Here is a 21,306-nt window from a genome sequence, read left to right as displayed (position 1 = left end):
TCACCGCGGCGACGGGGCCGCTCCGTCCTCGGCCACGGCGAGCAACGCTTTGTCCCACAGCGAAGAATCGCGCGCCTCCCCGGGCTCGAGCATGTCGCTGAATCGGATGATGCCGTCCCGATCCACGAGGAAGGTGGCCCGGTTCGCGTACCCGGAGATCTCGTTGAAGGCCCCGTACGATCGTGCGACCTCGCCGTGCGGCCAGAAGTCCGAGAGGATCGGGAACAAGAACCCTTGCGCCGAAGACCACACCTTGTGCGTCGGCGGCGGCCCCACCGAGATCGCGACGGTCCGCAACCCCTCGTGGATAAAGCTCGGCTCATGATCTCGGATGTAGCCCAGTTCGCCCTGACACGTGCCGGTGAACGCCAGCGGGAAGAACACCAGCAGCACCTGCCCGTCGGCACGCAGCCGGGACAGCGAGACGCGCTGATTGTTCTGATCACGCAGTTCGAAGTCCGGGGCTGTCTCCCCCACTTCCAGCGGCGACGTCGGCTGTTCGGCGACCTCGCTACTCATGCGCGCTTACGGGATTTGGGCTGAACCAGCCGTGATCCCGACCATCTCCCCAGACTGAGCACATTGGTCTGAGTCAGCCCCGCAGTCGGTGCGGACTCGGCGATCTCACTGGGATCGACGTGACCATCGGTTCCGGTCTTGGGTGAGAACACCCAGACGTACCCGTCATCGGCCAGCGGTCCGATCGCATCCATCAACGCATCAACGAGGTCACCGTCACCGTCGCGCCACCAGAGCACGACCACGTCGATCACTTCCTGGGCGTCCTCGTCGAGCATTTCCTCACCGATGACGTCCTCGATGTCGGCCCGCAACTCGTCGTCGGTGTCCTCATCCCAACCGAGTTCCTGCACGACCATGCCAGACGTGAATCCGAGCTTGTGGGCGCTATTGTCCCCAGCGCTGCTGGACTCTGTGGCGGCTACCACCGCGTGTGACCTCCCTGCCAATGCGTATTCGACTGTCAGCTTAGAGAACAGCCTAAATGCTCGGGGTGCAACCCGAACAGGGGTATGCGGACACCAGGTCGTCACCCGTCATGGCGTCGCCGGGGCCGATGGCGCCGTCGAAGGGGGCGCAACCGTCTGCGGCGCACCTGACCCGGGCGCCGGAGCCGGCGACGCGTCGGAGGTCGGCGGCAGCGGTAGGTACTGCGCGCACCTGTCCAACACGAGGTTCTTGTCTTTCGTCCACTCCGCCGCGATCGGGTTGAGGCCGGTCAACCGCCGCTTGGCGATGGCGTCACCGAGTCGTCCAGTGGAGTCGAGGAACTGCGCGGTCGGATCGGCTACGTCCTCGGGTGTGACAGACGAGAGATGCCCACGGATCACGTCCGAACCCGCGATCAGACTGGCGCGCGCCCGGTCGTCGAGGTCACCCACCCGGTCGTAGCTGTGCACCTCGCTGAGACGTTGGACGAACGCGTTGTAGCCGCGCACCATCACCACCATCGACGACATGGCTTCCCGACACAGGTCCACGCCGTCCTGCCGAATCGACGACGCCACCGAGGCCGACAATTCGGCCTGGTAGGCGGCCACCTGGCCGGGCGCGGCGGAACCCGAGCCGTCGATCGGTGTCGCGCAACCCGCGGTCCCGAAGCCCGCGGCGACGACGATCCCGACCGCGATCGACGACCTACGCACCCGACTCGTCGTCGTGCGCGTGACCCCATGATCACCGTCGCCCCGCATCGCTCTCCTGACTCATCAGTAACAAACACCGAAACGCTACCGCAGGTCGCAGCGGGTGGCAGCCATCCGGCGACAACCTCGCCCACCCGGTGCCAACCGTAGTGACATGCGGCACGATAAGAGGGGGACGCCGTGGTCCCGACATCATGGGAGCGGCCCCGTGTCATCGCACGCCGGACACCACCGTGTTCGGCCGACCGAGGGAGTAGGCATCACAGTGACCGAACAGGCAGAACACACGACGACCAAGGAGTCCGGCTCGCAGAAGCCGGCCGAGGGCGCCAACGGCGATGGTCGTAACCGTGTCCGGGTGATCCGCGAAGGGGTCGCCTCGTACCTGCCCGACATCGACCCCGACGAGACCGCCGAATGGCTCGAGTCCTTCGACGACATGCTCGATCACGCCGGGCCCGGGCGCGCCCGCTATCTGATGCTGCGACTGCTCGAACGCGCAGGCGAGAAGCGCGTGTCCATCCCGTCACTGACCTCGACCGACTACGTCAACACGATCCCGACCGAGAGCGAACCCTGGTTCCCCGGGGACGAGGACGTCGAGCGCCGGTTCCGCGCCATGCTGCGCTGGAACGCGGCGATCATGGTCCATCGGGCCCAACGTCCCGGCGTCGGCGTCGGCGGTCACATCTCCACGTACGCGTCGTCGGCGGCCCTCTACGAAGTCGGCTTCAACCACTTCTTCCGCGGACTCGATCATTCGGGCGGTGGCGACCAGATCTTCATCCAGGGCCACGCCTCCCCCGGCATCTACGCTCGCGCATACCTCGAGGGGCGCATCGACGAACACCGGATGGACGGGTTCCGCCAGGAGCACAGCCACGCCGGTGAGGGTGGCGGTCTGCCCTCGTATCCGCACCCACGATTGATGCCGGAGTTCTGGCAGTTCCCGACGGTGTCGATGGGCATCGGGCCGATGAACGCCATCTATCAGGCGCGCTTCAATCACTACCTGCACGACCGGGGTATCAAGGACACCTCCGATCAGCACGTGTGGGCGTTCCTCGGCGACGGCGAGATGGATGAGCCCGAGTCCCGCGGCTTCGCCAGCTTCGCCGCGACCGAGGGCCTCGACAACCTCACCTTCGTGATCAACTGCAACCTGCAGCGGCTCGACGGTCCGGTCCGTGGCAACGGCAAGATCATCCAGGAGCTCGAATCGTTCTTCCGCGGCGCCGGCTGGAACGTCATCAAGGTGGTGTGGGGCCGCGAATGGGACTCGCTGTTCCACGCCGACCGCGACGGCGCCCTGGTCAACCTGATGAACACCACTCCCGACGGTGACTTCCAGACCTACAAGGCCAACGACGGCGCCTTCGTCCGCGAACACTTCTTCAACCGGGATCCCCGCACCAAGGAGCTGGTCAAGGACCTCTCCGATGCCGACATCTGGAATCTCAAGCGGGGCGGTCACGACTACCGCAAGATCCACGCCGCCTACGCCTCGGCGATGGCCCACAAGGGCCAGCCGACGGTGATCCTCGCCCATACGATCAAGGGCTACACACTGGGCAAGCACTTCGAGGGGCGCAACGCGACGCACCAGATGAAAAAGCTGACCCTCGATGATCTGAAGGCCTTCCGCGACTCCACCCGAATCCCGATCAGCGACGAGCAGCTGGAAAAGGACCCCTATCTGCCGCCCTACTACCACCCCGGGATGGATGCACCGGAGATCCAGTACATGCTGGACCGCCGCAAGCAGCTCGGCGGCTCGTTGCCGGCCCGCCGGACAAAGTCAAAGGCCCTGAAACCCGACGTGAGCCGGGCACTCAAAACCGCAGGCAAGGGCTCGGGCAAACAACAGGTGGCCACCACCATGGCGCTGGTCCGCATCTTCAAGGACCTGCTGCGCGACAAGGAGATCGGCGACCGCATCGTGCCGATCATCCCGGACGAGGCACGTACCTTCGGCATGGACTCGTGGTTCCCGACACTCAAGATCTACAACCGCAACGGACAGCTGTACACCTCGGTGGATGCGGAGCTGATGCTCGCCTACAAAGAGGCCACCGACGGCCAGATCCTGCACGAGGGCATCAACGAGGCGGGGTCGGCGGCCTCGTTCACCGCGGTCGGCACGTCGTACTCCACCCACGACGAACCGATGATCCCGCTCTACATCTTCTATTCGATGTTCGGCTTCCAGCGCACCGGCGACAGCTTCTGGGCCGCAGGTGACCAGATGACCCGCGGGTTCGTCATCGGCGCGACGGCAGGTCGCACCACGCTGACCGGTGAGGGTCTGCAGCACGCCGACGGTCATTCCCCGCTGTTGGCCGCAACCAACCCAGCGGTCGTCTCCTACGATCCGGCCTTCGCGTTCGAGCTCGGCCACATCGTCGCCGACGGCCTCCAGCGTATGTACGGCGAGAACCCAGAGAACATCTACTACTACCTGACGGTCTACAACGAGCCGATCTCGCAGCCGGCCCAGCCGGAAAACCTCGACGTCGCCGGGCTGCTGAAGGGCATCTATCGGTTCCAGCCGGCACCCGACGGCAAGAAGTTCTACGCCAACATCCTGGTGTCCGGGGTCACCATGCCGGATGCCTTGCGCGCGGCCGAGATCCTCGCCGACGAGTGGGATGTGGGCGCCAACGTCTATTCGGTGACCTCGTGGAGCGAACTGGCCCGTGACGGCGTCGAGGCCGACCGGCTCGGTGTCCGCGAACCGAACACGGCGCACCCACAGCCGTATCTGACCGAGGTGCTCGGTCAGACGGTCGGCCCGACGATCGCGGTCAGCGATTTCATGCGGGCGGTGCAGGAACAAATCCGCGCCTACGTGCCGGGCACCTATCTCACCCTGGGAACCGATGGGTTCGGCTTCTCCGACACACGTCCGGCCGCACGCCGGTTCTTCAACGTCGACGCGGAGTCGATCGTGGTCGGGGTGTTGGTCGGCCTGGCACGCGACAACAACATCCCGTTCACCGTCGCCCAGGAAGCTGCCGATCGCTACCAGATCACCGATGTGGCAGCCGCACCCGAGCAGACGAGCGACCCCGGGGTCGCCTGATCAGCCCATCGATGTCCTCGGCCACTCACCGTCTGCGGATCGGTGCGTGGCCGAGGGCATAGATTGAAGTGGTGACCGACGCTCCGCTGAACCCTGAGCCACCGCCGGCCGACGTATTCGGCGAACGGGGGGCGCACGTCCCGGCACCGGCGACGGTGCACGATGCGCTTCCCGACACGCTCTTGCGGCGCGTGAAACAGTACAGCGGTCGCCTGGCCACCGAGGCCGTGCATTCCATGCAGGACCAGCTGCCCTACTTCGGTGACCTCGATGCCGCCCAGCGGGCCAGCGTGCAGTTGGTGGTGCAGACCGCGGTGGTCAACTTTGTCGAGTGGATTCAGGACCCCGAGGGCAACGTCAAGTTCACCGTGCAGGCCTTCCAGGTGGTCCCACAGGATCTGGCCCGGCGCATCACCCTGCTGCAAACCGTCGAGATGGTCCGCGTGGCCATGGAATTCTTCGAGAAGTGGCTGCCCCTGCTGGCCCGCAACGACGCGCAGCTACGTGCGCTGACCGAATCGGTGCTGCGCTACGGCCGTGAGATCGGCTTTGCCGCCGCCTCCATCTACGCCTCGGCGGCCGAGTCGCGCGGCGCCTGGGATTCCCGGCTGGAGGCCTTGGTGGTGGACGCAGTGGTGCGTGGTGACACGGGACCGCAGTTGCTCTCGCGGGCCGCCGCCCTCAACTGGGACTCCGACGCACCGGCGACCGTCATCGTCGGCATACCCCCACCGGAGCAGAACGTGTCGGTGCCGTTGGCCATCCACAACACGGCCAAACAGTTCGACCGATCGGCGCTGTCGGTGGTGCAGGGCAAGTTCCTGGTGGCCATCGTCAGCGGCAGCATCCGGCCGACCGAGCGGTTCGTGACGGCGCTGCTCACCCACTTCGCCGAGGGCCCGGTGGTGATCGGCCCCACCATGCCCAACCTGGGCAGTGCACACACCAGCGCCGATGAGGCGATGTCGGGGATCACGGCCGTGGTGGGGTGGCCCAATGCGCCTCGGCCCGTGCACAGCCTCGAACTACTGCCCGAGCGCGCCCTGAACGGAGACACCACGGCGATGTCCGCGCTGAACGACCAGTTGGTACAGCCGTTGGCCAAAGGCGGAAGCACGTTGAACGCGACTCTGGAGGCGTATCTCGACTCCGGCGGATCGGTCGAGAGTTGCGCCCGCCTTCTGTATATCCATCCAAATACCGTTCGTTACAGACTGAAGAAAATTGCGGAAATCACAGGTCGCGATCCGACAAACCCCCGCGACGCGTATGTACTGAGGATCGCGGGCACTGTGGGTCGATTGACACACTTGCAAAACGAATCACCCTCTCACGCCACATAGGTCACATCAGCCACAGTCCGATTTTCGCGTTTTCGCAGATCAAGGTCATCAGGACACGGTTTCATAACGCATCTCGGAGTGATGACGAACCAGGTACCCCTTCGATGAACTTTGTGGGAACCCTACAAATCAAAGCCACAAGGTTCATGGGCCTCAACACCCGCAAAATGGGCTCCGACGGTGTTCTCTGGTCACGTGCTCACGATGCTTGCGCCCGGCCAGGGCTCTCAGACACCAGGGATGCTGACCACGTGGTTGGAACTCGCGGGTGCGCGTGACCAACTCGCCACGTGGTCGAAGCTGACGGGACTCGATCTCGAGCGGCTCGGAACCACCGCGACCGCCGAGGAGATCACCGACACCGCGGTGACGCAACCGCTCGTGGTCGCCACCGCGTTGCTCGCCTTCGACGAGTACCGCAAACGCACTGATCTGCCCCCCGACGCCATCGTCGCCGGCCACTCGGTCGGTGAACTCGCTGCTGCCGCGATCACTGGTGTGATCAGCGCCGACGAGGCGGTCACGTTGGCGGCGATCCGCGGCGCGGAGATGGCGAAGGCCTGCGCGATGGAGCCCACCACCATGGCGGCGGTCCTCGGCGGCGACGAAGCCGAGGTGCTCGCGCGCCTCGACGAGCTCGATCTGATCCCGGCCAACCGCAACGCTGCCGGACAGATCGTCGCCGCGGGCAAGGTCGAGGCGATCGACGAACTCATCGCCGCCCCGCCGGCCAAGGCGCGCATCCGCAAACTCGCGGTCGCCGGCGCTTTCCACACCCGATTCATGGCGCCGGCCCAGGACGCCGTCGCCGAGGCGGCGGCGAGCATCACACCTGCCGATCCGGTGCGGACCCTGCTGTCCAACTCCGACGGCCGCCCGGTCACCGACGGCGCGGACGCGCTGACCAAGCTGGTCGCCCAGGTGACCAAGCCGGTGCGCTGGGACCTGTGCTCGGCCTTCATGCGCGAGCAGTCCACCACTGCCATCGTCGAGCTGCCGCCGGCTGGCACGTTGGCGGGCATTGCCAAGCGAGAGCTGAAGGGAACGCCGACGTCGGCGCTCAAGGACCCCGACGGCCTCGACACCATCACCGAACTTGGATAGCGGTCGCGGCGTGACGCCGTGACCCCCGGATAACCGGACCCCCGGTAGTCCAAGCACGCATGGGCAGGCGCCCGCGCGTGCTCCGGAGCTGCATCAGCACCGATCAGTCACCCCATGGGTCGACCCAGATGGTCAACCCAGAAGTTCGACACAGAAGGGAGCCACACAGTGGCCGCCACTCAGGAACAACTCATTGCCGGCATCGCCGAGATCATCGAGGAAGTCACCGGCATCGAGCCGTCCGAGGTGACCATGGAGAAGTCCTTCGTCGACGACCTGGACATCGACTCGCTGTCGATGGTCGAGATCGCGGTGCAGACCGAGGACAAGTACGGCGTCAAGATCCCCGACGAGGACCTCGCCGGTCTGCGCACCGTCGGCGACGCCGTGGCCTACATTCAGAAGCTCGAGGCCGAGAACCCCGAGGCTGCTGCCGCCATCCAGACCCAGGTCGAGGCAGACCAGAACTGATGAGTTCTCCGTCCCTCCGCGAATACTCCACGCTGGGCGGGAACTTCCCGAGTGTGGTGGTCACCTCCATGGTGGCCACCACCTCGCTCGGCGTCGACCTCGACTCCACCTGGCAAGGCCTGCTCGACGGCAAGACCGGTATCCGCGAACTCACCGACGACTTCGTCACCAAGTACGGCGAACTGCCGTGCCGCGTCGGTGGACGCCTGCTGGCAGATCCCGCTGATGAGGTCACCCGGGTCGAAGCACGCCGGATGGCCTACGTCGAGCGCATCGCCCACGTCATGAGCAAGCGCTTGTGGGCTCAGGCTGGCGAGCCAGAGGTCGACCCCGACCGTCTCGCGGTCGTACTCGGCACCGGTCAGGGTGGCGGTGACGCGATGGTCGACGCGGTGAAGGCGATCGAGTCCTCCGGCAACTACCGCAAGGTATCCCCGTTGGCCGTCTCGATGGCCATGCCCAACGGCCCGGCGGCCGTTACCGGCCTCAACGTCGGTGCACGGGCCGGTGTGATCACCCCGGTGTCAGCCTGCTCGTCGGGTGCCGAGGCCATCGCGCACGCGTGGCGGCACATCGTCATGGGCGACGCCGACATGGTGGTCACCGGTGGCGTGGAAGGTCACATCGACGCGATTCCGATCGCTGCGTTCTCGATGATGCGGGCGATGAGCACACGCAACGACGATCCGGCGGGTGCGTCACGTCCGTTCGACAAGGACCGCGACGGCTTCGTGTTCGGTGAGGGCGCCGCCATGTTGATCCTCGAGCGCGAGGAGCACGCCAAGGCTCGCGGCGCACACATTCACGCGCGCCTGCTCGGTGCCGGGATCACCTCCGATGGGTTCCATCTGGTGGCTCCGGATCCCAGCGGCCAGGGCAATGCTCGCGCGATGACCCGGGCGATCCAGACTGCCGGTCTCACCAAGACCGACATCACCCACATCAACGCGCACGCGACGTCCACACCGATCGGCGACACCGCCGAGGCGGCCGGGATCAAGGCCGCCATCGGTCAACAGGCTGCGGTTTACGCACCGAAATCGGCTCTCGGACACTCCATCGGCGCAGTCGGGGCGCTGGAATCCGTGATCACCATCAAGAGTGTCGAGGAAGGCGTGATCCCGCCGACGCTCAACCTGGAGAACCAGGATCCCGAGTGTGACATCGACGTCGTTGCCGGTGAGGCTCGCTACGGGCAGATCGACTACGCGTTGAACAACTCATTCGGTTTCGGCGGGCACAATGTCGCGCTCGCCTTCGGTCGCTACTGACCCTCCCGACACCACAGGAGACTGCGATGACCACATTGGCCCCCATCGTCGGCCATGAGGATGCAGCCGATCCCCGTGATCCGCTGTTGCGGTTGACCAACTTCTTCGACGAAGGCTCGATGTCGCTGCTACACACCCGCGACAAGTCAGGTGTGCAGGCAGCCATCGGGCTGGTCAACGGCATTCGCACCGTCTCCTATTGCACCGATGGCACCGTGATGGGCGGTGCCATGGGTGTGGTGGGGTGCGCCCACATCGTCAATGCGATCGACACCGCCATCGCCGAACAGGCCCCCGTTGTGGGGATCTGGCATTCCGGGGGCGCCCGACTGGCCGAGGGCGTCGAGGCACTGCACGCCGTCGGCGGTGTCTTCGAGGCGATGGTCCGCGCGTCGGGCTACGTCCCGCAGATCTCGGTGGTCGTCGGCTTCGCGGCCGGTGGCGCCGCGTACGGTCCGGCGCTCACCGACGTGGTCATCATGGCCCCGGCGGGCCGCGTATTCGTCACCGGTCCCGACGTGGTCAAGAGTGTCACCGGCGAATCGGTCGACATGGAGTCCCTCGGCGGACCGCTGACGCACGGCAAGAAATCCGGGGTCAGCCACATCACCGCCGATTCCGAGCCCGACGCCTACTGGCGGGCTCGTCGGCTCGTGTCCACCTTCGGTCGGCAGGGCCAGTTCGATCTCGAACAGGCACGTGCCGGCGACACCGATCTCAAAGCTCTTCTCCCCGAGTCCAATCGGCGCGCATACGACGTGCATCCGGTCCTCCGGGATCTGCTCGACACTCAACTCGCCGCCGACAATGAGACCGAGATCTCCAGTTTCGAAGAGCTGCAGGCCAAGTGGGCGCCGAACATCGTGATCGGGTTCGGCCGACTCGCCGGCCGCAGCGTCGGCGTGATCGCCAACAATCCCTTGCGCATGGGTGGCTGCCTGAATTCCGAGAGTGCCGAGAAGGCATCGCGATTCGTGCGACTGTGCGATGCATTCGGCATACCGCTGGTCGTCATCACCGACGTCCCCGGCTATCTGCCCGGCGTCGGCCAGGAATGGAACGGCGTGGTGCGCCGCGGCGCCAAACTGCTGCACGCGTTCGCCGAATGCACCGTGCCCCGGGTCACCTTGGTGACCCGAAAGATCTACGGCGGCGCCTACATCGCGATGAACTCCCGCGCGCTCGGCGCGACGGCCGTGTTCGCCTGGCCGGGCTCCGAGGTCGCCGTCATGGGTGCCAAAGCTGCCGTCGGCATCCTGCACAAGAAGGCCCTCGCCGCGGCGCCTGACGACGAGCGTGAAGCCCTGCACGAGCGTCTCGCCGCTGAACACGAGGCCATCGCCGGCGGTGTCGGCCGCGCGCAGTCGATCGGAGTGGTCGACGATGTCATCGACCCGGCCACCACTCGCAGCCGTATCGCCGACGCGCTCGCCGCCGCCCCCGCGCGTCGCGGGCGGCACAAGAACATCCCGCTCTGACCCGGCCCAACCCGATCCCCCGGAGCGCCCCAGCGACGATCGATTAGCGGGCGAGCGACAGCGAGAACGCGTATCGAGTTCACCTGTCCAGCTGGAGATCTCGATACGGCTCCTCGCTGCCGCTCGTCACCTACTCGATCAGCAGAGGTGTGCCTACCCCACCCGCTGCTGCAACCAGGTCACCTCGGCGCCGGCGCCACCCATGCGATAGGCCTCCAGCGCGTCATCCCACGCAGTGCCCAACGCCGCCTCGAGTTCGCCGGCGAGTCCGACACTGTCGGGTTGACGCTCGATGAGCGCACGCAGCTGCATCTCGCCGATCACGACGTCGCCGTTGGCGCTCGTCGAACCGCGCCACAGCCCTAGTCCGGGTACGTAGCAGAAGCGTTCACCGTCGACACCGTCACTGGCGTTCTCGGTCACCTCGAACCGCAGGCCCGACCACTCGCGCAAAGCGGTCACCAGACGTGCGGCGGTACCGACCGGCCCCGTCCAGTCAACGGTCGCACGTTGCGTCCCGGGGTCGGCCTCTTGCGCGGACCACTTCAGGTTGGCCCGCGCATTCAGGGTCGACGACAGAGCCCACTCCACATGCGGGCACAGCGCCACCGGCGCCGAGTGGATATACACCACTCCAGTCGTCATGTCCGCAAACTGACTCAGATTGCGCACCTTGTTTCACCTCCGGTCTCGACGAGGAACGTCTTCCCCAACACACCTCGCGAATCCGGATATCACACTTGTGTGGTCAATTGTGCCCCATGGTGCCCGTGTTGCGCCAGTTTCTGGTGTGCTTTCTCAGGTTCGAGATCGAGACCGAATCTCGTCGACAACCGAATCGTTGAACTCGCTCCACAGCGGCTTGGCCCAGGCTCCGAAATCGCGGTCGCCGAGCACGACGCACGCTGCGCGCAGTTCGGGGTCGACCCACAGGAACGTACCGGTCTGACCGAAGTGACCGAATGTCTGCGGCGAGTTCTGCTCGCCGGTCCAATGCGGCGTCTTGTGGCCCCGGATCTCGAATCCGAGGCCCCAATCGTTGGGCCGCTGCTTTCCGTAGCCCGGGACGAACCCGTCCAGGCCCGGGAACTGCACCGATACCGCCCGGGCCGCCGACTCGGCAGACACCAGGCGGGGCGACAGCAGATCCGCCGCGAACCGTGCGAGATCGGCAACGCACGATCGGGCGCCGTGACCGGCCGGCCCGGCCAATTGGGTCGACGACATACCCAACGGCTCGCAGACCGCCTGGCGCAGGTACTCCGCGAAGCCGATGCCGGTCGCAGCCTCCACCGTCTCGGCGAGCACTTCGAACCCGGCGCTCGAATAGATGCGCTGCGTCGCAAGGGGCGCAATGACGTCGCGACTGGCGAAGTCGAGCCCCGAGGCATGAGCCAACAGATGCGCGATGGTGGCGCCCGGCGGGCCTGCCGGGTCGTCGAGGGCCACGGCCTCCTCCTCCACCGCCAGCAGCACGGCTTGCGCGACCAGGAGTTTGGTGACCGAGGCGAGTTCGAACACGCGAGTGGGGTCCCCGTACTGCGCGGTGACCCCACTCGGCGTGATGATTGCGGCCGCAACGTTGTCGACCGGCCATTGTGCTAACGAATCCAGAGACGACACAGCGGCCAGCGTACCGCCGCGTTCTGTCGCTACCGCGTCAGCGGTCCTCGTCGGTGTAGCGGATGACACCCCGGATGTTCCTGCCGTCGAGCATGTCCTGGTATCCCTCGTTGATCTGGTCCAGACGGTACTGACGGGTGATCATGTCCTCGATGTTCAGTTTGCCCATCCGATACATCGACAGCAGCTGCGGGATGTCGAGCTTCGGGTTGGCGCCACCGAAGATGGTGCCCTGCAAGTTCTTCTGCAGCAGGGTCAGCATCGCGAGGTTCAGGGTGACCTCGCTCTCCATCATGTTGCCCATGCCGGTGAGGACGCAGGTGCCGGCCTTGGCGGTGATGCCCATCCAGGTGTCGACGTCCTTGCCGTGTACCTCGCCAACGGTGACGATCACCTTGTGGCACATGTGCCCGTTGGTCAGTTCGGCGATGCTCATCGCCGCCTCTTCGACCGAGGCGAACGCGTGGGTGGCACCGAACTTCATGGCCTGCTCGCGTTTCCACTCCACGGGATCGATCGCGATCACATTGCGCGCACCGGAGACGACTGCACCCTGCAACGCCGCGGTCCCCACGCCCCCGACGCCGACGATGGCGACATCCTCACCGGGCCGGACGTCACCGCTACGGGTCGAAGATCCGTATCCGGTCGGGATTCCGCAGCCGCACAGCGCGGCGACCTCGAACGGGATGTCCTTGTCGATCTTCACCGCGGACGCCTCGTGGACCACCATGTAGGGCGAGAACGTACCGAGCAGAGTCATCGGATAGACCGGTTCACCCGAGGCGGTGTGGATGCGGAAGGTGTTGTCAGAGACGGCCTCACCCTGCAGCAGCATGGCACCGAAGTCGCACAGGTTGGCCAGACCCGCCTTACACGAAGGGCACTTTCCACACGACGGGATGAAGGAGAGCACCACGTGGTCGCCGACCTCGAAGTCGGTGACGCCCTCCCCCACCTCCTCGACCACACCGGCGCCCTCGTGGCCTCCCAGGATCGGGAAGCCCGCCATCGGGATACCACCGGTCATCAGGTGATGGTCGGAGTGGCACATGCCGGCCGCTTCCATCCTGATCTTGATCTCGCTGCGCTGGGGATCACCGATCTCGATCTCCTCGATCTCCCACGGCTTGTTGTTCTCGCGCAGCAGCGCACCCTTGGTCTTCACTGACTTCCTCCACTTCCGACTACGACTCGTCTGACGTGAATCGCCCCCCGCCAGACGTGGACGATCTAGGAGAGACCCTAGTCACTTTCCCGGAAAAATGGAACGTGTTCTAGTCTGGTATTCGGCGCTCCACAAACCACAAAGGGAACTGACATCCACGGTGGATACAACCAGCGTGGATGTCAGTTCCCCGTGTGGTTACCCACACAAACGTGTTCAGTTGGCCAGGCCGGCATCCTTGCTGCCGTAGGACGACCGCAGCGAAGGCTTGACAACCTTGCCGCCGGCGTTGCGCGGCAGTTCGTCGACGATGACCAGATCCTTGGGATGCTTGAACCGGGCCAGGTTCTCGTTGAGGTAGGGCTCCATCTCCTCCAGCGTGAGGTCGTCGACACCCTCGGCGAGCACCACCACCGCGACGGGCACCTCACCCCACTTCTCGTGTGCGCGACCAATGATCGCGGCCTCGGCGATCTTGTCGTGGCCGAACAGCGCGTTCTCCACCTCGGCGCAGTAGATGTTCTCACCGCCGGAGATGATCATGTCCTTCGCACGGTCGACGACGTAGAGGAAGCCCTCCTCGTCCTCGCGCACCAGGTCGCCGGAGTGGAACCAACCACCGTGGAAGGCATCCGCGGTGCCCTGCGGATTCTGCCAGTACCCCTTCATCATGTTGGGTCCGCGGTAGACGATCTCGCCGACCTCGCCGCGCTTGACATCATTCATCTCCGGGTCCACCACGCGTGCGGTGACGGCCGGCACCACCTTGCCGATGGACCCGATCTTGCGCAGCGCATCCTTGCCCTCGAGGACACAGGTGATCGGCGACATCTCGGTCTGGCCGAAGACGGCCACGTTGAGCGCATCCGGGAAGGTCTCACTCATGGCCCGCAGCACGGTGTCCGATGCCGGCGCCGCACCCCAGCTGATCACACGCAACTTCAGGTCACGTGGTTTGGCCTGCTGGGCGGCACACACCGCCTGCCACTGTGCGGGCACCAGGAAGATCGAGGTGGTGCCCTCACGCTCGAGGGTGTCGAGCATGTCGTTCGGGTCGAAGGCGCCCAGCGGGTGGATCACCGAGAGCGCACCCATGTAGAACAGCGGGGTCATCGCACCGAGGCCGGCGATGTGGAACATCGGCGCGACGCAGGCACCGATGTCGTCGGACCGGGTCTGCAGCGCCTGCAGACAGGTCACCGCCTGCGCCTGCAGATTCTGATGGGTCAGCATGGCGCCCTTGGGCTTTCCGGTGGTACCCGAGGTGTACATGATGAGCGCGACGGTCTCCTCGGGGATGTCGATCTCGGGAAGTTCCGAGGCATCCTCCGCCATCAGTTCCTCGTACTTGAGATGTGCCTCGTTGTCGGTGTCGCCGACCACGATCAGCGAATCGATCGCTCCGGTGGACGCGCTCACGGCGTCGGCGAGCGGTGCGAGCAGCGACTCGGTGACGATCACCTTCGCGCCGCTGTCGGACACGAGGAAGGCGATCTCGGCGGGGCTCATGCGGACGTTGACCGGGACCGGGATCGCACCGATGAGATTGGCACCGAGTGTGGCCTCCACGTACTCGGTGCGGTTCAGCATGACCAACAGGATGCGGTCGCCGAATCCGACGCCCCGGCGGTTCAGCGCGGCGGCGAATGCGCGAGTGCGCTCATCGAGCTCACGCCAGGTCGTGACCTGACCGAGGAACTTCAGCGCGGGCCCGTCCGGTGTCATGAAGGCGTGCCGACGCACCTGGTTGTTCCAGTGGTTACGCCGCGACCGCAGTGGCTCGGTCGTCAGATCGCTGGCCGGGTCGATGGTTGCGGTCATTGGGGATACTCCTCCAGTCGTGCGCCGCTCTCGCAGGTCGCGTTGGGTGTTGTGCTGGTGTCGATGTCGGTCGGGTGGCGGTCGGCGACACGGCCGAGGGTCCGACGCGTCAGGATGTGGCGCTGCCCGCGAAGGCCGCCATCGCAGCCTGGAACTCGGCGGACTGCAGCAGCTCGGTCTGCCCGTCGAGTTCCCGGTCGAGCGCGGCCTCGAAGTCACCCATCGTGTGGGCGTCGAGCGCCGCCTTGGTCAATCGCAGCGCGCTGGTCGACGTGCCGGCCAGCTTTCCAATGACCTTGTCGACAGTGGCGTCGAGCGCGGCACGGTCGGCGACCAGCCCGCTGAGCAGCCCTGCACCGAAAGCCTCCGCAGCCGGCAGCTTTTCACCCAACAGCGCCATGGTGTTGGCACGCGCGCGCCCGATCGAGGAGGCCACCAGCATCGATGCCCCGCCGTCGGGCATCAGTCCGATGTTGATGAAGGCCAGCAGAAAGTAGGACCGTTCGGTCGCATAGACGAGGTCCGCGGCCATCGCCAACGATGCACCGATGCCGACCGCCGGCCCGTCCACCGACGCGATGACCGGAACCGGGACCGCACGCACTGCACGGGCGAGCTCGGAGCCGCCGGAGATGACGCCCCGGGCCTGCGTGGCATCGAGGCCACCGGTCGGGTTGCCGCCCGCGGTCTGCGCGATGTCGATGACATCGGCGCCGGTGCTGAAGCTGCCGCCGACGCCGTCGATGATGACCACCCGCACGTCATCGCGCTGGGACCACTCGCCGAGCGCGTCCATGATCGTGCGGGTGGCTGCGCCGTTGAGCGCATTCATCCGATGCTGCCGGTCGATCTCGATCCGGGCCACCCCTCGTGCGTCGACCTCGGCCCGCACTTCGTCCACGGCAGCGTCGTGTTCGCTCACTGTTCGCCTCACTCCTCAGCTTTGTCGCCCTCGCCTGTCACGGGTGGATCGACGCCCACAGTACTACCACAGTGCGACCTAGATCACGAGAATACTTATTAACTTTCCTTTACGTAAATACCCTTTTTCCTGGACTTTTGTTCCAAACAAAGAAATCACGGGTGGAGAAGATCGACTCCGGCTAAGCTCGCATCCCATGGCTTCACGTTCGTCGACTCCGGCTGCCCCGCAGGGCCGCAAGCCACGGCGCCGGCCGGCCGATAGGCGCGATGTCATCCTGCGCGTGGCCGCGAAGGCTTTCAGCGACAGCGGGTATCACGCCGTGCGTCTCGACGACATCGCCGACGCCGCGGGCATCTCCGCGCCCGCGCTCTACCGGCATTTTCCGAACAAGTACGCGCTTTTCGCCGAGACCGCGCGCTCGTTGGCCGGCGCCCTGGCAGCAGCAACCGCCGCGGTGCCGTCGTCGCCCGAAGACCCCGCCGGCGAGCTGCGCGGGTTGCTCGGCGCACTCACGGCAGCGGCCGTGGACAACCGCCGGACGGGCGGGATCTACCACTGGGAGGCCGACTACCTCGTCGACGACGACGCCCGGTATGTCCGGACGGTGGTGGTCGACCAGCATCGTCGTATACGCAGCGTCCTGTATGCGTGCCGGCCGGATCTCGACGGTGCCGCAGCAGATCTCATCACCGCCGCCATGACCAGCGCAGTCGCCAGTCCCGCCACTCACCGGACGGTCCTGGCCGCACGACAGATCGTGACGCTGATCACCGACGCCGCGATGTCACTGACGGATGTGGAGCTCCCGCCCGAATCCACTCCGAGGATCGGACCCGCCGGCGGGCTGTCCCCCACGTCGAAACGTGAGGTGCTGCTGGCTGAGTCGATCCGACTCTTCGCCGCCCGCGGATTCCGCGAGGTGACCATCGACGACATCGCGCGCGCCGCCGATCTGCCCCCGTCCGGCGTGTACCGCCATTTCGAGAGCAAGGCCGCGATCCTGCAGGCCGCGTTCTGGCGCGCATCGGACCGCGTCACGGCGATGATCTCCGATGCGCTCGCGCGCGCCGCCACCCCCCGACAGGCGATCGTCGCGCTGGTGACCGGTTACTGCGACATGTGTTGCACAAACAACGACATCCTCGCCGTCTACGCCAGCGAGATCGGAAACATCGAACCGCGCCAGCGCACCGAGCTGCGCGCCCAGCAACGGATCAACGTCGAGGAGTGGGCAGGCTGGCTGACCCGCGATCGACCCGAGCTGACTCCGGTGCAGGCACGCTTTCTGGTTCAGGCAGCACTCAATGTCACGATGGACCTGACCCGCCCCCGCCGTCGACCCTCGGCCGAGCGCGTCAGCAGCCTGGGACTGCGGCTACTCCTGGCCGACCACGCCCCCAGGCAATCAGACGGTGTCCAGATCAGCCAGTAGCCATCGGCCGTCGCGTCGCTCCAACGTGACCTTGACCCGAGACTGGTATGGGATACCCTTGGGCACTTGCGAACTCACTTCCGGAGAGGTAACCGTCTGATCGAGTGTCACCAGCACGACCGCGGTGCCGTCGGACAATGACTCCACGCCCGCATCATTGGCAACCGCCCGCGAAGTGCCACTGACCGAGGCGTTGCCGCGCCGCGCATCCGCCGAGGAGGTGATGTAGGTCTTCGCGAATTCCGGAGTGGAGATCTCGCGAATGCGACGGTCGAGATCGTCATAGCGAGCCGGATCATAGGTGGCGACCGTGGCCGCATAATCCCGCGCGATGCGCATGACCTCGGAGCGAGTGGCTGCCGACGGCCCCGCCGCGTCGGCGCGATCCTCGGCCTGCACCCAGGCGTAGGCGAAGTAGGCCGTCGTCACGGCCAGTAGCGCCGAGAGCGCGACCAGAATGATCAAGGCGATGCGCGTGCCGCGGCCCCCGCCGCCGGTGGCAACCCTTCCGGGAACCCGGTCGGCCGAATCCGACCCGCCACGTGATCGACCCCCGCGCCGCCCTCCTTTGGACTCGGCCTCGGCTCGTAGCCGGTCGCGCTTCGAGCGGTTGACGGCGAGGAAGTCATCGCCATCAAGAGAGGTGATGTCCTCCGTCGTCCGGGAATCATCGAGGTCGCGATCGGTGACCGATGACGAGTCGGTGCCGGCAGAATCGGCAGCCGCTGCGACGTCGACGCCGCCTTCGTCGGTCGAGGTCGGCCGTTGAGACTTTGGCATGCGACCAATGTAGCGGGCATCGATTGTGTTGTAGGTCACCGCTATCCTGCTTACATATATTTGATGTGATACTTTCTAGCCCAACATCGAGCATCGCTCACCCGATCATCACGAAAGGCCAGATCAAGCAATGGTGTCCTTCACCGACGAACAGACCGCTTTTGCCAAGGCCGTCGCCGATTTCTGCCAACGCGAAGCCGGTACCCGTGCACAACGTGACGCGCTCACCGACAACGGTGCGGAACTACATTCGCCCGAGCTCTACGGAAAAATGGCCGCTCTCGGGTGGACCGGCATCGTGGTTCCCGAGGACTTCGGCGGCGCCGGCGCGGGCAACGTGGAGATGTGCATCCTGCTGCAGGAGGCGATGCGCGGGAACGCGCCGATCGGTGGCATCGGCCCGACCCTGATCACTGCCGCCGCCTACGAGAAGTTCGCCGACGAACAGCTGAAGAAGAATGTGCTGGCCGGCGTCGTCGACGGCGATTCGTTGTCCATCTCGATGTCGGAGCCCGAGGCCGGCTCCGACGTCGCCAATCTGTCGTGCCGGGCCGAGAAGGTCGACGGCGGCTGGGTCATCAACGGGCAGAAGACCTGGTGCTCCAATGCACACTTCGCCAAGTCCATCCTGCTCATCGCACGGACCGAGAAAACCGACAAGAAGCACGAGGGCCTGACCCAATTCCACATCCCCGCCGGCACTCCGGGTCTGGAGATCAAGGGCATCGACACCCTTGGCGGCCGTGAGGTCAACGACCTGTACTTCACCGATTGCGAGGTGCCCGATTCGGCCGTCGTCGGCGAGGTGGGCAATGGCTGGAACCAGCTGATGGCCGGACTCAACACCGAGCGTCTGATCCTTGCCGCGATGCAACTCGGCGTGGCCGAACGGTCGTTCGCCGACACTCTGGCGTTCATCACCGACCGTAAGCAGTTCGGTCGACCGATCGGCACCTTCCAGGCGCTGCGCCACCGGATGGCCGACCTCGCAACCGAGATCGAGTGCACACGGGAGCTGGTGTACTCGGTGGCCCGGCAGGCCGATGACAACCCCACCAAGCTGTTGCCGCGCGAGGCCTCGATGGCCAAGCTCAAGGCGACCGAGACGTCGAAGCGGATGACGATCGACGCGATGCAGATGATGGGTGGTTACGGCTATGCAACCGAGTTCGACGCCGAGCGTTTGATGCGCGGTGCAATCATCTCGACCGTCTACGGTGGCACAAATGAGATCCAGCGCGACATCATCGGCAAGACCTACGGGCTCTGAGGGTCCGGCGCGCTCGACGTCGCCACGTCTGCGCCGGCGGCCACAGCTCTCCGAGGAGGTCGCCGCCCACCTGCGTGAGCAGATCATGACCGCCACGCTGCGGCCCGGTGATTATGTCCGCATGGACGAGACGGCCGAGCGGCTCGGCGTCAGTGTGACGCCGGTCCGTGAGGCCTTGCTCACCCTACGGGGCGAGGGCATGGTCAACCTCGCGCCGCACCGTGGCTACATCGTCGCCGAACTCAGCCGTACCGATGTCGAGGACCTGTTCTGGTTGCAGGGCGAGATCGCGGTCAAACTGGCGTTGCGTACCGCAGACGCGATCACCCCCGAGCAGATCGCCGACCTCGAATGGCACAACCAACAGCTGCGCAGCGCGTTGACCTCCGGTGACGGCAGTCAGGTCGCCAGCGCGGAGTTCGACTTCCACCGCGTGCACAATCTGATCGCGTCGGGCGGCAAACTGGCCTGGTTCCTGCTCAGCGCCACCCGGTACACCCCGGCGCAGCTGTACGCGACCGACCCGGAATGGGGCGAGGTGGCGGTGGATTCGCATGCGAAGCTCATCGAGGCGTATCGGTCCGGAGACCGAACCCAGGTGGTCGAGCAGACGCGACGACAGTTCGTCGACGGTGCCGCACGCCTGACCAGACACCTGGAGGCCACCGGCATCTGGGATGAACAGAGCTGAGCCCATCACCCGAGCGCCGACTGCACACGACGCGCCGGGGCCGCCCGGCTGAGGTATTCGTCCGCGTCGGGTAGTCTTTGGAAGTGCGCCGCCCAGGGCGGGGCAGGTCACCCCCGACGACCTGCCCCGCCCTGGGCGGCGCGGTCGTTTGAGAGGTCCCGCGAGACCCGCCGCGACCTCATCACGTCGCGGTGCCCCGACGAGACGAAAGGTGCACTCGACATGGACACCGCCGACACCGCCGCGCACCAGCGCCGGGCATCTGCCGTCGGAGGACATGACCCGCTCGCCGGGTGGGAACGACGCGCCGAGTGGCCCCTCGTGGCCATGGCGGTGCTGTTCCTCGCCGCGTACTCATTGCAGGTGCTCGCCGATCCCGGCGAGACGATGAACACAGTGCTCGACGTCGTCATCTTCGCTTCCTGGGCCTGCTTCGCGATCGATTACGTCGTACGCCTGGCCATCACCCCCGATCGCTGGTCGTGGTTCTGGCGCCATCTCGCCGACCTGGCGATCGTTGTCCTGCCGATGTTGCGCCCACTCCGGCTGCTGCGATTGTTGATCCTCATCACCGTGCTGCAAAAGGCGCTCGGCGGCGCCATCCGAGGCCGCGTGGTGATCTACACGGCGGCCAGCGCCCTACTCCTGATCTACGTGGCATCACTGGCCATCTACGAGACCGAGGGCCGCCTTCCCGATGCCACCATCACTTCCTTCGGCGACGCCCTCTGGTGGTCCATGACCACGGTGACGACCGTCGGCTACGGCGACTACTACCCGATCACCACGACGGGTCGGGTCATCGCCGGACTGCTCATGCTCGGCGGGATCAGTGTGATCGGTGTCGTCACCGCCACCATCGCGTCGTGGATCGTCCAGCGTGTCGCCGACGACGACGAGGCCAACGCGGCGGCGACGTCCGCCGAGATCCAGACGCTGCGCACCGAGGTGGCCGAACTGCGCCGTGATCTGGCGCGCCACCGCGAGGCCGCCGAGGTCTGATCCGGGCATCCCGGAGAGCCGAAATCCCCCGCCACCTGGTGCAGGTGACGGGGGATTGTGTTGCTCCCCCAACTGGACTCGAACCAGTAACCGTTCGATTAACAGTCGAATGCTCTGCCAATTGAGCTATGGGGGAATGCTCTCGAACCGAGTGATGACTCTAGCGCATGGACGCGCCGGA

19 protein-coding genes and 1 tRNA gene are annotated in these 21,306 nt (G+C 65.8%); 10 read left to right on the top strand and 10 right to left on the bottom strand.

Going from position 1 to position 21,306, the window contains the following annotated elements; genetic code table 11:
* From OSB52_RS17710 to OSB52_RS17700, 3 genes are all read right to left on the bottom strand, one after another.
* Positions 1-519, bottom strand: coding sequence for a peroxiredoxin (locus OSB52_RS17710; RefSeq protein WP_266062912.1), 519 nt, complete (start codon positions 517-519; stop codon positions 1-3).
* Entirely contained in the window at positions 516-947 is a 432-nt protein-coding gene (locus OSB52_RS17705; protein ID WP_160901083.1) for a DUF3052 domain-containing protein, read from the bottom strand. The genes OSB52_RS17710 and OSB52_RS17705 overlap by 4 nt, the downstream gene beginning before the upstream one ends.
* Positions 948-1,055: 108 nt before the next feature.
* On the bottom strand, positions 1,056-1,712 hold the full coding sequence (locus OSB52_RS17700; protein ID WP_266062910.1) for an Rv2240c family protein: 657 nt from the start codon (positions 1,710-1,712) through the stop codon (positions 1,056-1,058).
* Between the two features lie 217 nt (positions 1,713-1,929).
* Here OSB52_RS17700 and aceE point away from each other — a divergent pair, with 217 nt between their 5' ends.
* The 6 genes from aceE (at position 1,930) to OSB52_RS17670 (ending at position 10,413) form a co-directional block, all read left to right on the top strand.
* Positions 1,930-4,746 carry a pyruvate dehydrogenase (acetyl-transferring), homodimeric type gene (gene aceE / locus OSB52_RS17695; RefSeq protein ID WP_266062909.1) on the top strand — a complete coding sequence of 939 codons (2,817 nt, stop codon included), beginning with the start codon at positions 1,930-1,932 and terminating at the stop codon, positions 4,744-4,746.
* A gap of 71 nt (positions 4,747-4,817) precedes the next feature.
* Complete coding sequence (locus OSB52_RS17690) at positions 4,818-6,089, top strand: PucR family transcriptional regulator (RefSeq protein ID WP_235722710.1); 1,272 nt, start codon at positions 4,818-4,820, stop codon at positions 6,087-6,089.
* 195 nt (positions 6,090-6,284) lie between these two features.
* Entirely contained in the window at positions 6,285-7,193 is a 909-nt protein-coding gene (locus tag OSB52_RS17685; protein WP_266062908.1) for an ACP S-malonyltransferase, read from the top strand.
* A gap of 168 nt (positions 7,194-7,361) precedes the next feature.
* Positions 7,362-7,664: a meromycolate extension acyl carrier protein AcpM gene (acpM, locus tag OSB52_RS17680; RefSeq protein WP_266062907.1), complete on the top strand. Its 303-nt coding sequence runs from the start codon at positions 7,362-7,364 to the stop codon at positions 7,662-7,664.
* Positions 7,664-8,935, top strand: a complete 1,272-nt coding sequence (locus OSB52_RS17675; protein ID WP_266062906.1) for a KasA/KasB family beta-ketoacyl-ACP synthase — start codon at positions 7,664-7,666, stop codon at positions 8,933-8,935. Before acpM ends, OSB52_RS17675 begins: the two co-directional genes overlap by 1 nt.
* A gap of 26 nt (positions 8,936-8,961) precedes the next feature.
* Positions 8,962-10,413, top strand: coding sequence for an acyl-CoA carboxylase subunit beta (locus OSB52_RS17670; protein WP_266062904.1), 1,452 nt, complete (start codon positions 8,962-8,964; stop codon positions 10,411-10,413).
* Positions 10,414-10,566: 153 nt separating this feature from the next.
* Here the strand turns inward: OSB52_RS17670 and OSB52_RS17665 are convergent, their stop codons facing one another.
* The 5 genes from OSB52_RS17665 to OSB52_RS17645 form a co-directional block, all read right to left on the bottom strand.
* On the bottom strand, positions 10,567-11,085 hold the full coding sequence (locus tag OSB52_RS17665; RefSeq protein ID WP_266062903.1) for a DUF3145 domain-containing protein: 519 nt from the start codon (positions 11,083-11,085) through the stop codon (positions 10,567-10,569).
* A gap of 126 nt (positions 11,086-11,211) precedes the next feature.
* Entirely contained in the window at positions 11,212-12,036 is an 825-nt protein-coding gene (locus OSB52_RS17660) for a serine hydrolase domain-containing protein (RefSeq protein WP_266062902.1), read from the bottom strand.
* A 37-nt stretch (positions 12,037-12,073) separates the two neighbouring features.
* A complete protein-coding gene (locus OSB52_RS17655; RefSeq protein ID WP_266062900.1) occupies positions 12,074-13,204 on the bottom strand; it encodes an NDMA-dependent alcohol dehydrogenase in 1,131 nt (376 codons plus the stop codon).
* 216 nt (positions 13,205-13,420) lie between these two features.
* Positions 13,421-15,025: a fatty-acid--CoA ligase FadD5 gene (gene fadD5, locus OSB52_RS17650; RefSeq protein ID WP_235722700.1), complete on the bottom strand. Its 1,605-nt coding sequence runs from the start codon at positions 15,023-15,025 to the stop codon at positions 13,421-13,423.
* Between the two features lie 109 nt (positions 15,026-15,134).
* Entirely contained in the window at positions 15,135-15,947 is an 813-nt protein-coding gene (locus tag OSB52_RS17645) for an enoyl-CoA hydratase-related protein (RefSeq protein WP_235722699.1), read from the bottom strand.
* Positions 15,948-16,143: 196 nt separating this feature from the next.
* Between OSB52_RS17645 and OSB52_RS17640 the strand changes: the two genes are divergently transcribed.
* Positions 16,144-17,382, top strand: a complete 1,239-nt coding sequence (locus tag OSB52_RS17640) for a TetR/AcrR family transcriptional regulator (RefSeq protein WP_235722698.1) — start codon at positions 16,144-16,146, stop codon at positions 17,380-17,382.
* Here the strand turns inward: OSB52_RS17640 and OSB52_RS17635 are convergent.
* Positions 17,356-18,162, bottom strand: a complete 807-nt coding sequence (locus tag OSB52_RS17635) for a hypothetical protein (RefSeq protein ID WP_266062899.1) — start codon at positions 18,160-18,162, stop codon at positions 17,356-17,358. The two genes, OSB52_RS17640 and OSB52_RS17635, sit on opposite strands and share 27 nt — an antisense overlap.
* A gap of 130 nt (positions 18,163-18,292) precedes the next feature.
* Between OSB52_RS17635 and OSB52_RS17630 the strand changes: the two genes are divergently transcribed.
* The 3 genes from OSB52_RS17630 (at position 18,293) to OSB52_RS17620 (ending at position 21,125) form a co-directional block, all read left to right on the top strand.
* A complete protein-coding gene (locus OSB52_RS17630) occupies positions 18,293-19,432 on the top strand; it encodes an acyl-CoA dehydrogenase family protein (protein ID WP_235722696.1) in 1,140 nt (379 codons plus the stop codon).
* Entirely contained in the window at positions 19,389-20,123 is a 735-nt protein-coding gene (locus OSB52_RS17625) for a GntR family transcriptional regulator (RefSeq protein WP_235722695.1), read from the top strand. The genes OSB52_RS17630 and OSB52_RS17625 overlap by 44 nt, the downstream gene beginning before the upstream one ends.
* A 222-nt stretch (positions 20,124-20,345) precedes the next feature.
* Positions 20,346-21,125: a potassium channel family protein gene (locus tag OSB52_RS17620; protein WP_372474973.1), complete on the top strand. Its 780-nt coding sequence runs from the start codon at positions 20,346-20,348 to the stop codon at positions 21,123-21,125.
* 63 nt (positions 21,126-21,188) lie between these two features.
* On the opposite strand, the gene OSB52_RS17615 is transcribed toward OSB52_RS17620, so the two are convergent.
* A tRNA-Asn gene (locus OSB52_RS17615) sits at positions 21,189-21,261 on the bottom strand.
* Between the last annotated feature and the right edge of the window lie 45 nt (positions 21,262-21,306).

This window comes from Gordonia aquimaris (assembly GCF_026262595.1).
GTDB classification, from domain to species: domain Bacteria; phylum Actinomycetota; class Actinomycetes; order Mycobacteriales; family Mycobacteriaceae; genus Gordonia; species Gordonia tangerina.
The sequence above is the reverse complement of the archived record's forward strand: the minus strand, read 5'-3'. Positions and strand labels throughout refer to the sequence as shown.

Coding starts and splice junctions, on each gene's coding strand:
- OSB52_RS17710 (WP_266062912.1), bottom strand. CDS start 519: ATGAGTAGCGAGGTCGCCGAACAGCCGACGTCGCCGCTGGAAGTGGGG.
- OSB52_RS17700 (WP_266062910.1), bottom strand. CDS start 1,712: ATGCGGGGCGACGGTGATCATGGGGTCACGCGCACGACGACGAGTCGG.
- OSB52_RS17675 (WP_266062906.1), top strand. CDS start 7,664: ATGAGTTCTCCGTCCCTCCGCGAATACTCCACGCTGGGCGGGAACTTC.
- OSB52_RS17670 (WP_266062904.1), top strand. CDS start 8,962: ATGACCACATTGGCCCCCATCGTCGGCCATGAGGATGCAGCCGATCCC.
- fadD5 (WP_235722700.1), bottom strand. CDS start 15,025: ATGACCGCAACCATCGACCCGGCCAGCGATCTGACGACCGAGCCACTG.
- OSB52_RS17640 (WP_235722698.1), top strand. CDS start 16,144: ATGGCTTCACGTTCGTCGACTCCGGCTGCCCCGCAGGGCCGCAAGCCA.
- OSB52_RS17635 (WP_266062899.1), bottom strand. CDS start 18,162: ATGCCAAAGTCTCAACGGCCGACCTCGACCGACGAAGGCGGCGTCGAC.
- OSB52_RS17630 (WP_235722696.1), top strand. CDS start 18,293: ATGGTGTCCTTCACCGACGAACAGACCGCTTTTGCCAAGGCCGTCGCC.
- OSB52_RS17625 (WP_235722695.1), top strand. CDS start 19,389: ATGAGATCCAGCGCGACATCATCGGCAAGACCTACGGGCTCTGAGGGT.
- OSB52_RS17620 (WP_372474973.1), top strand. CDS start 20,346: ATGGACACCGCCGACACCGCCGCGCACCAGCGCCGGGCATCTGCCGTC.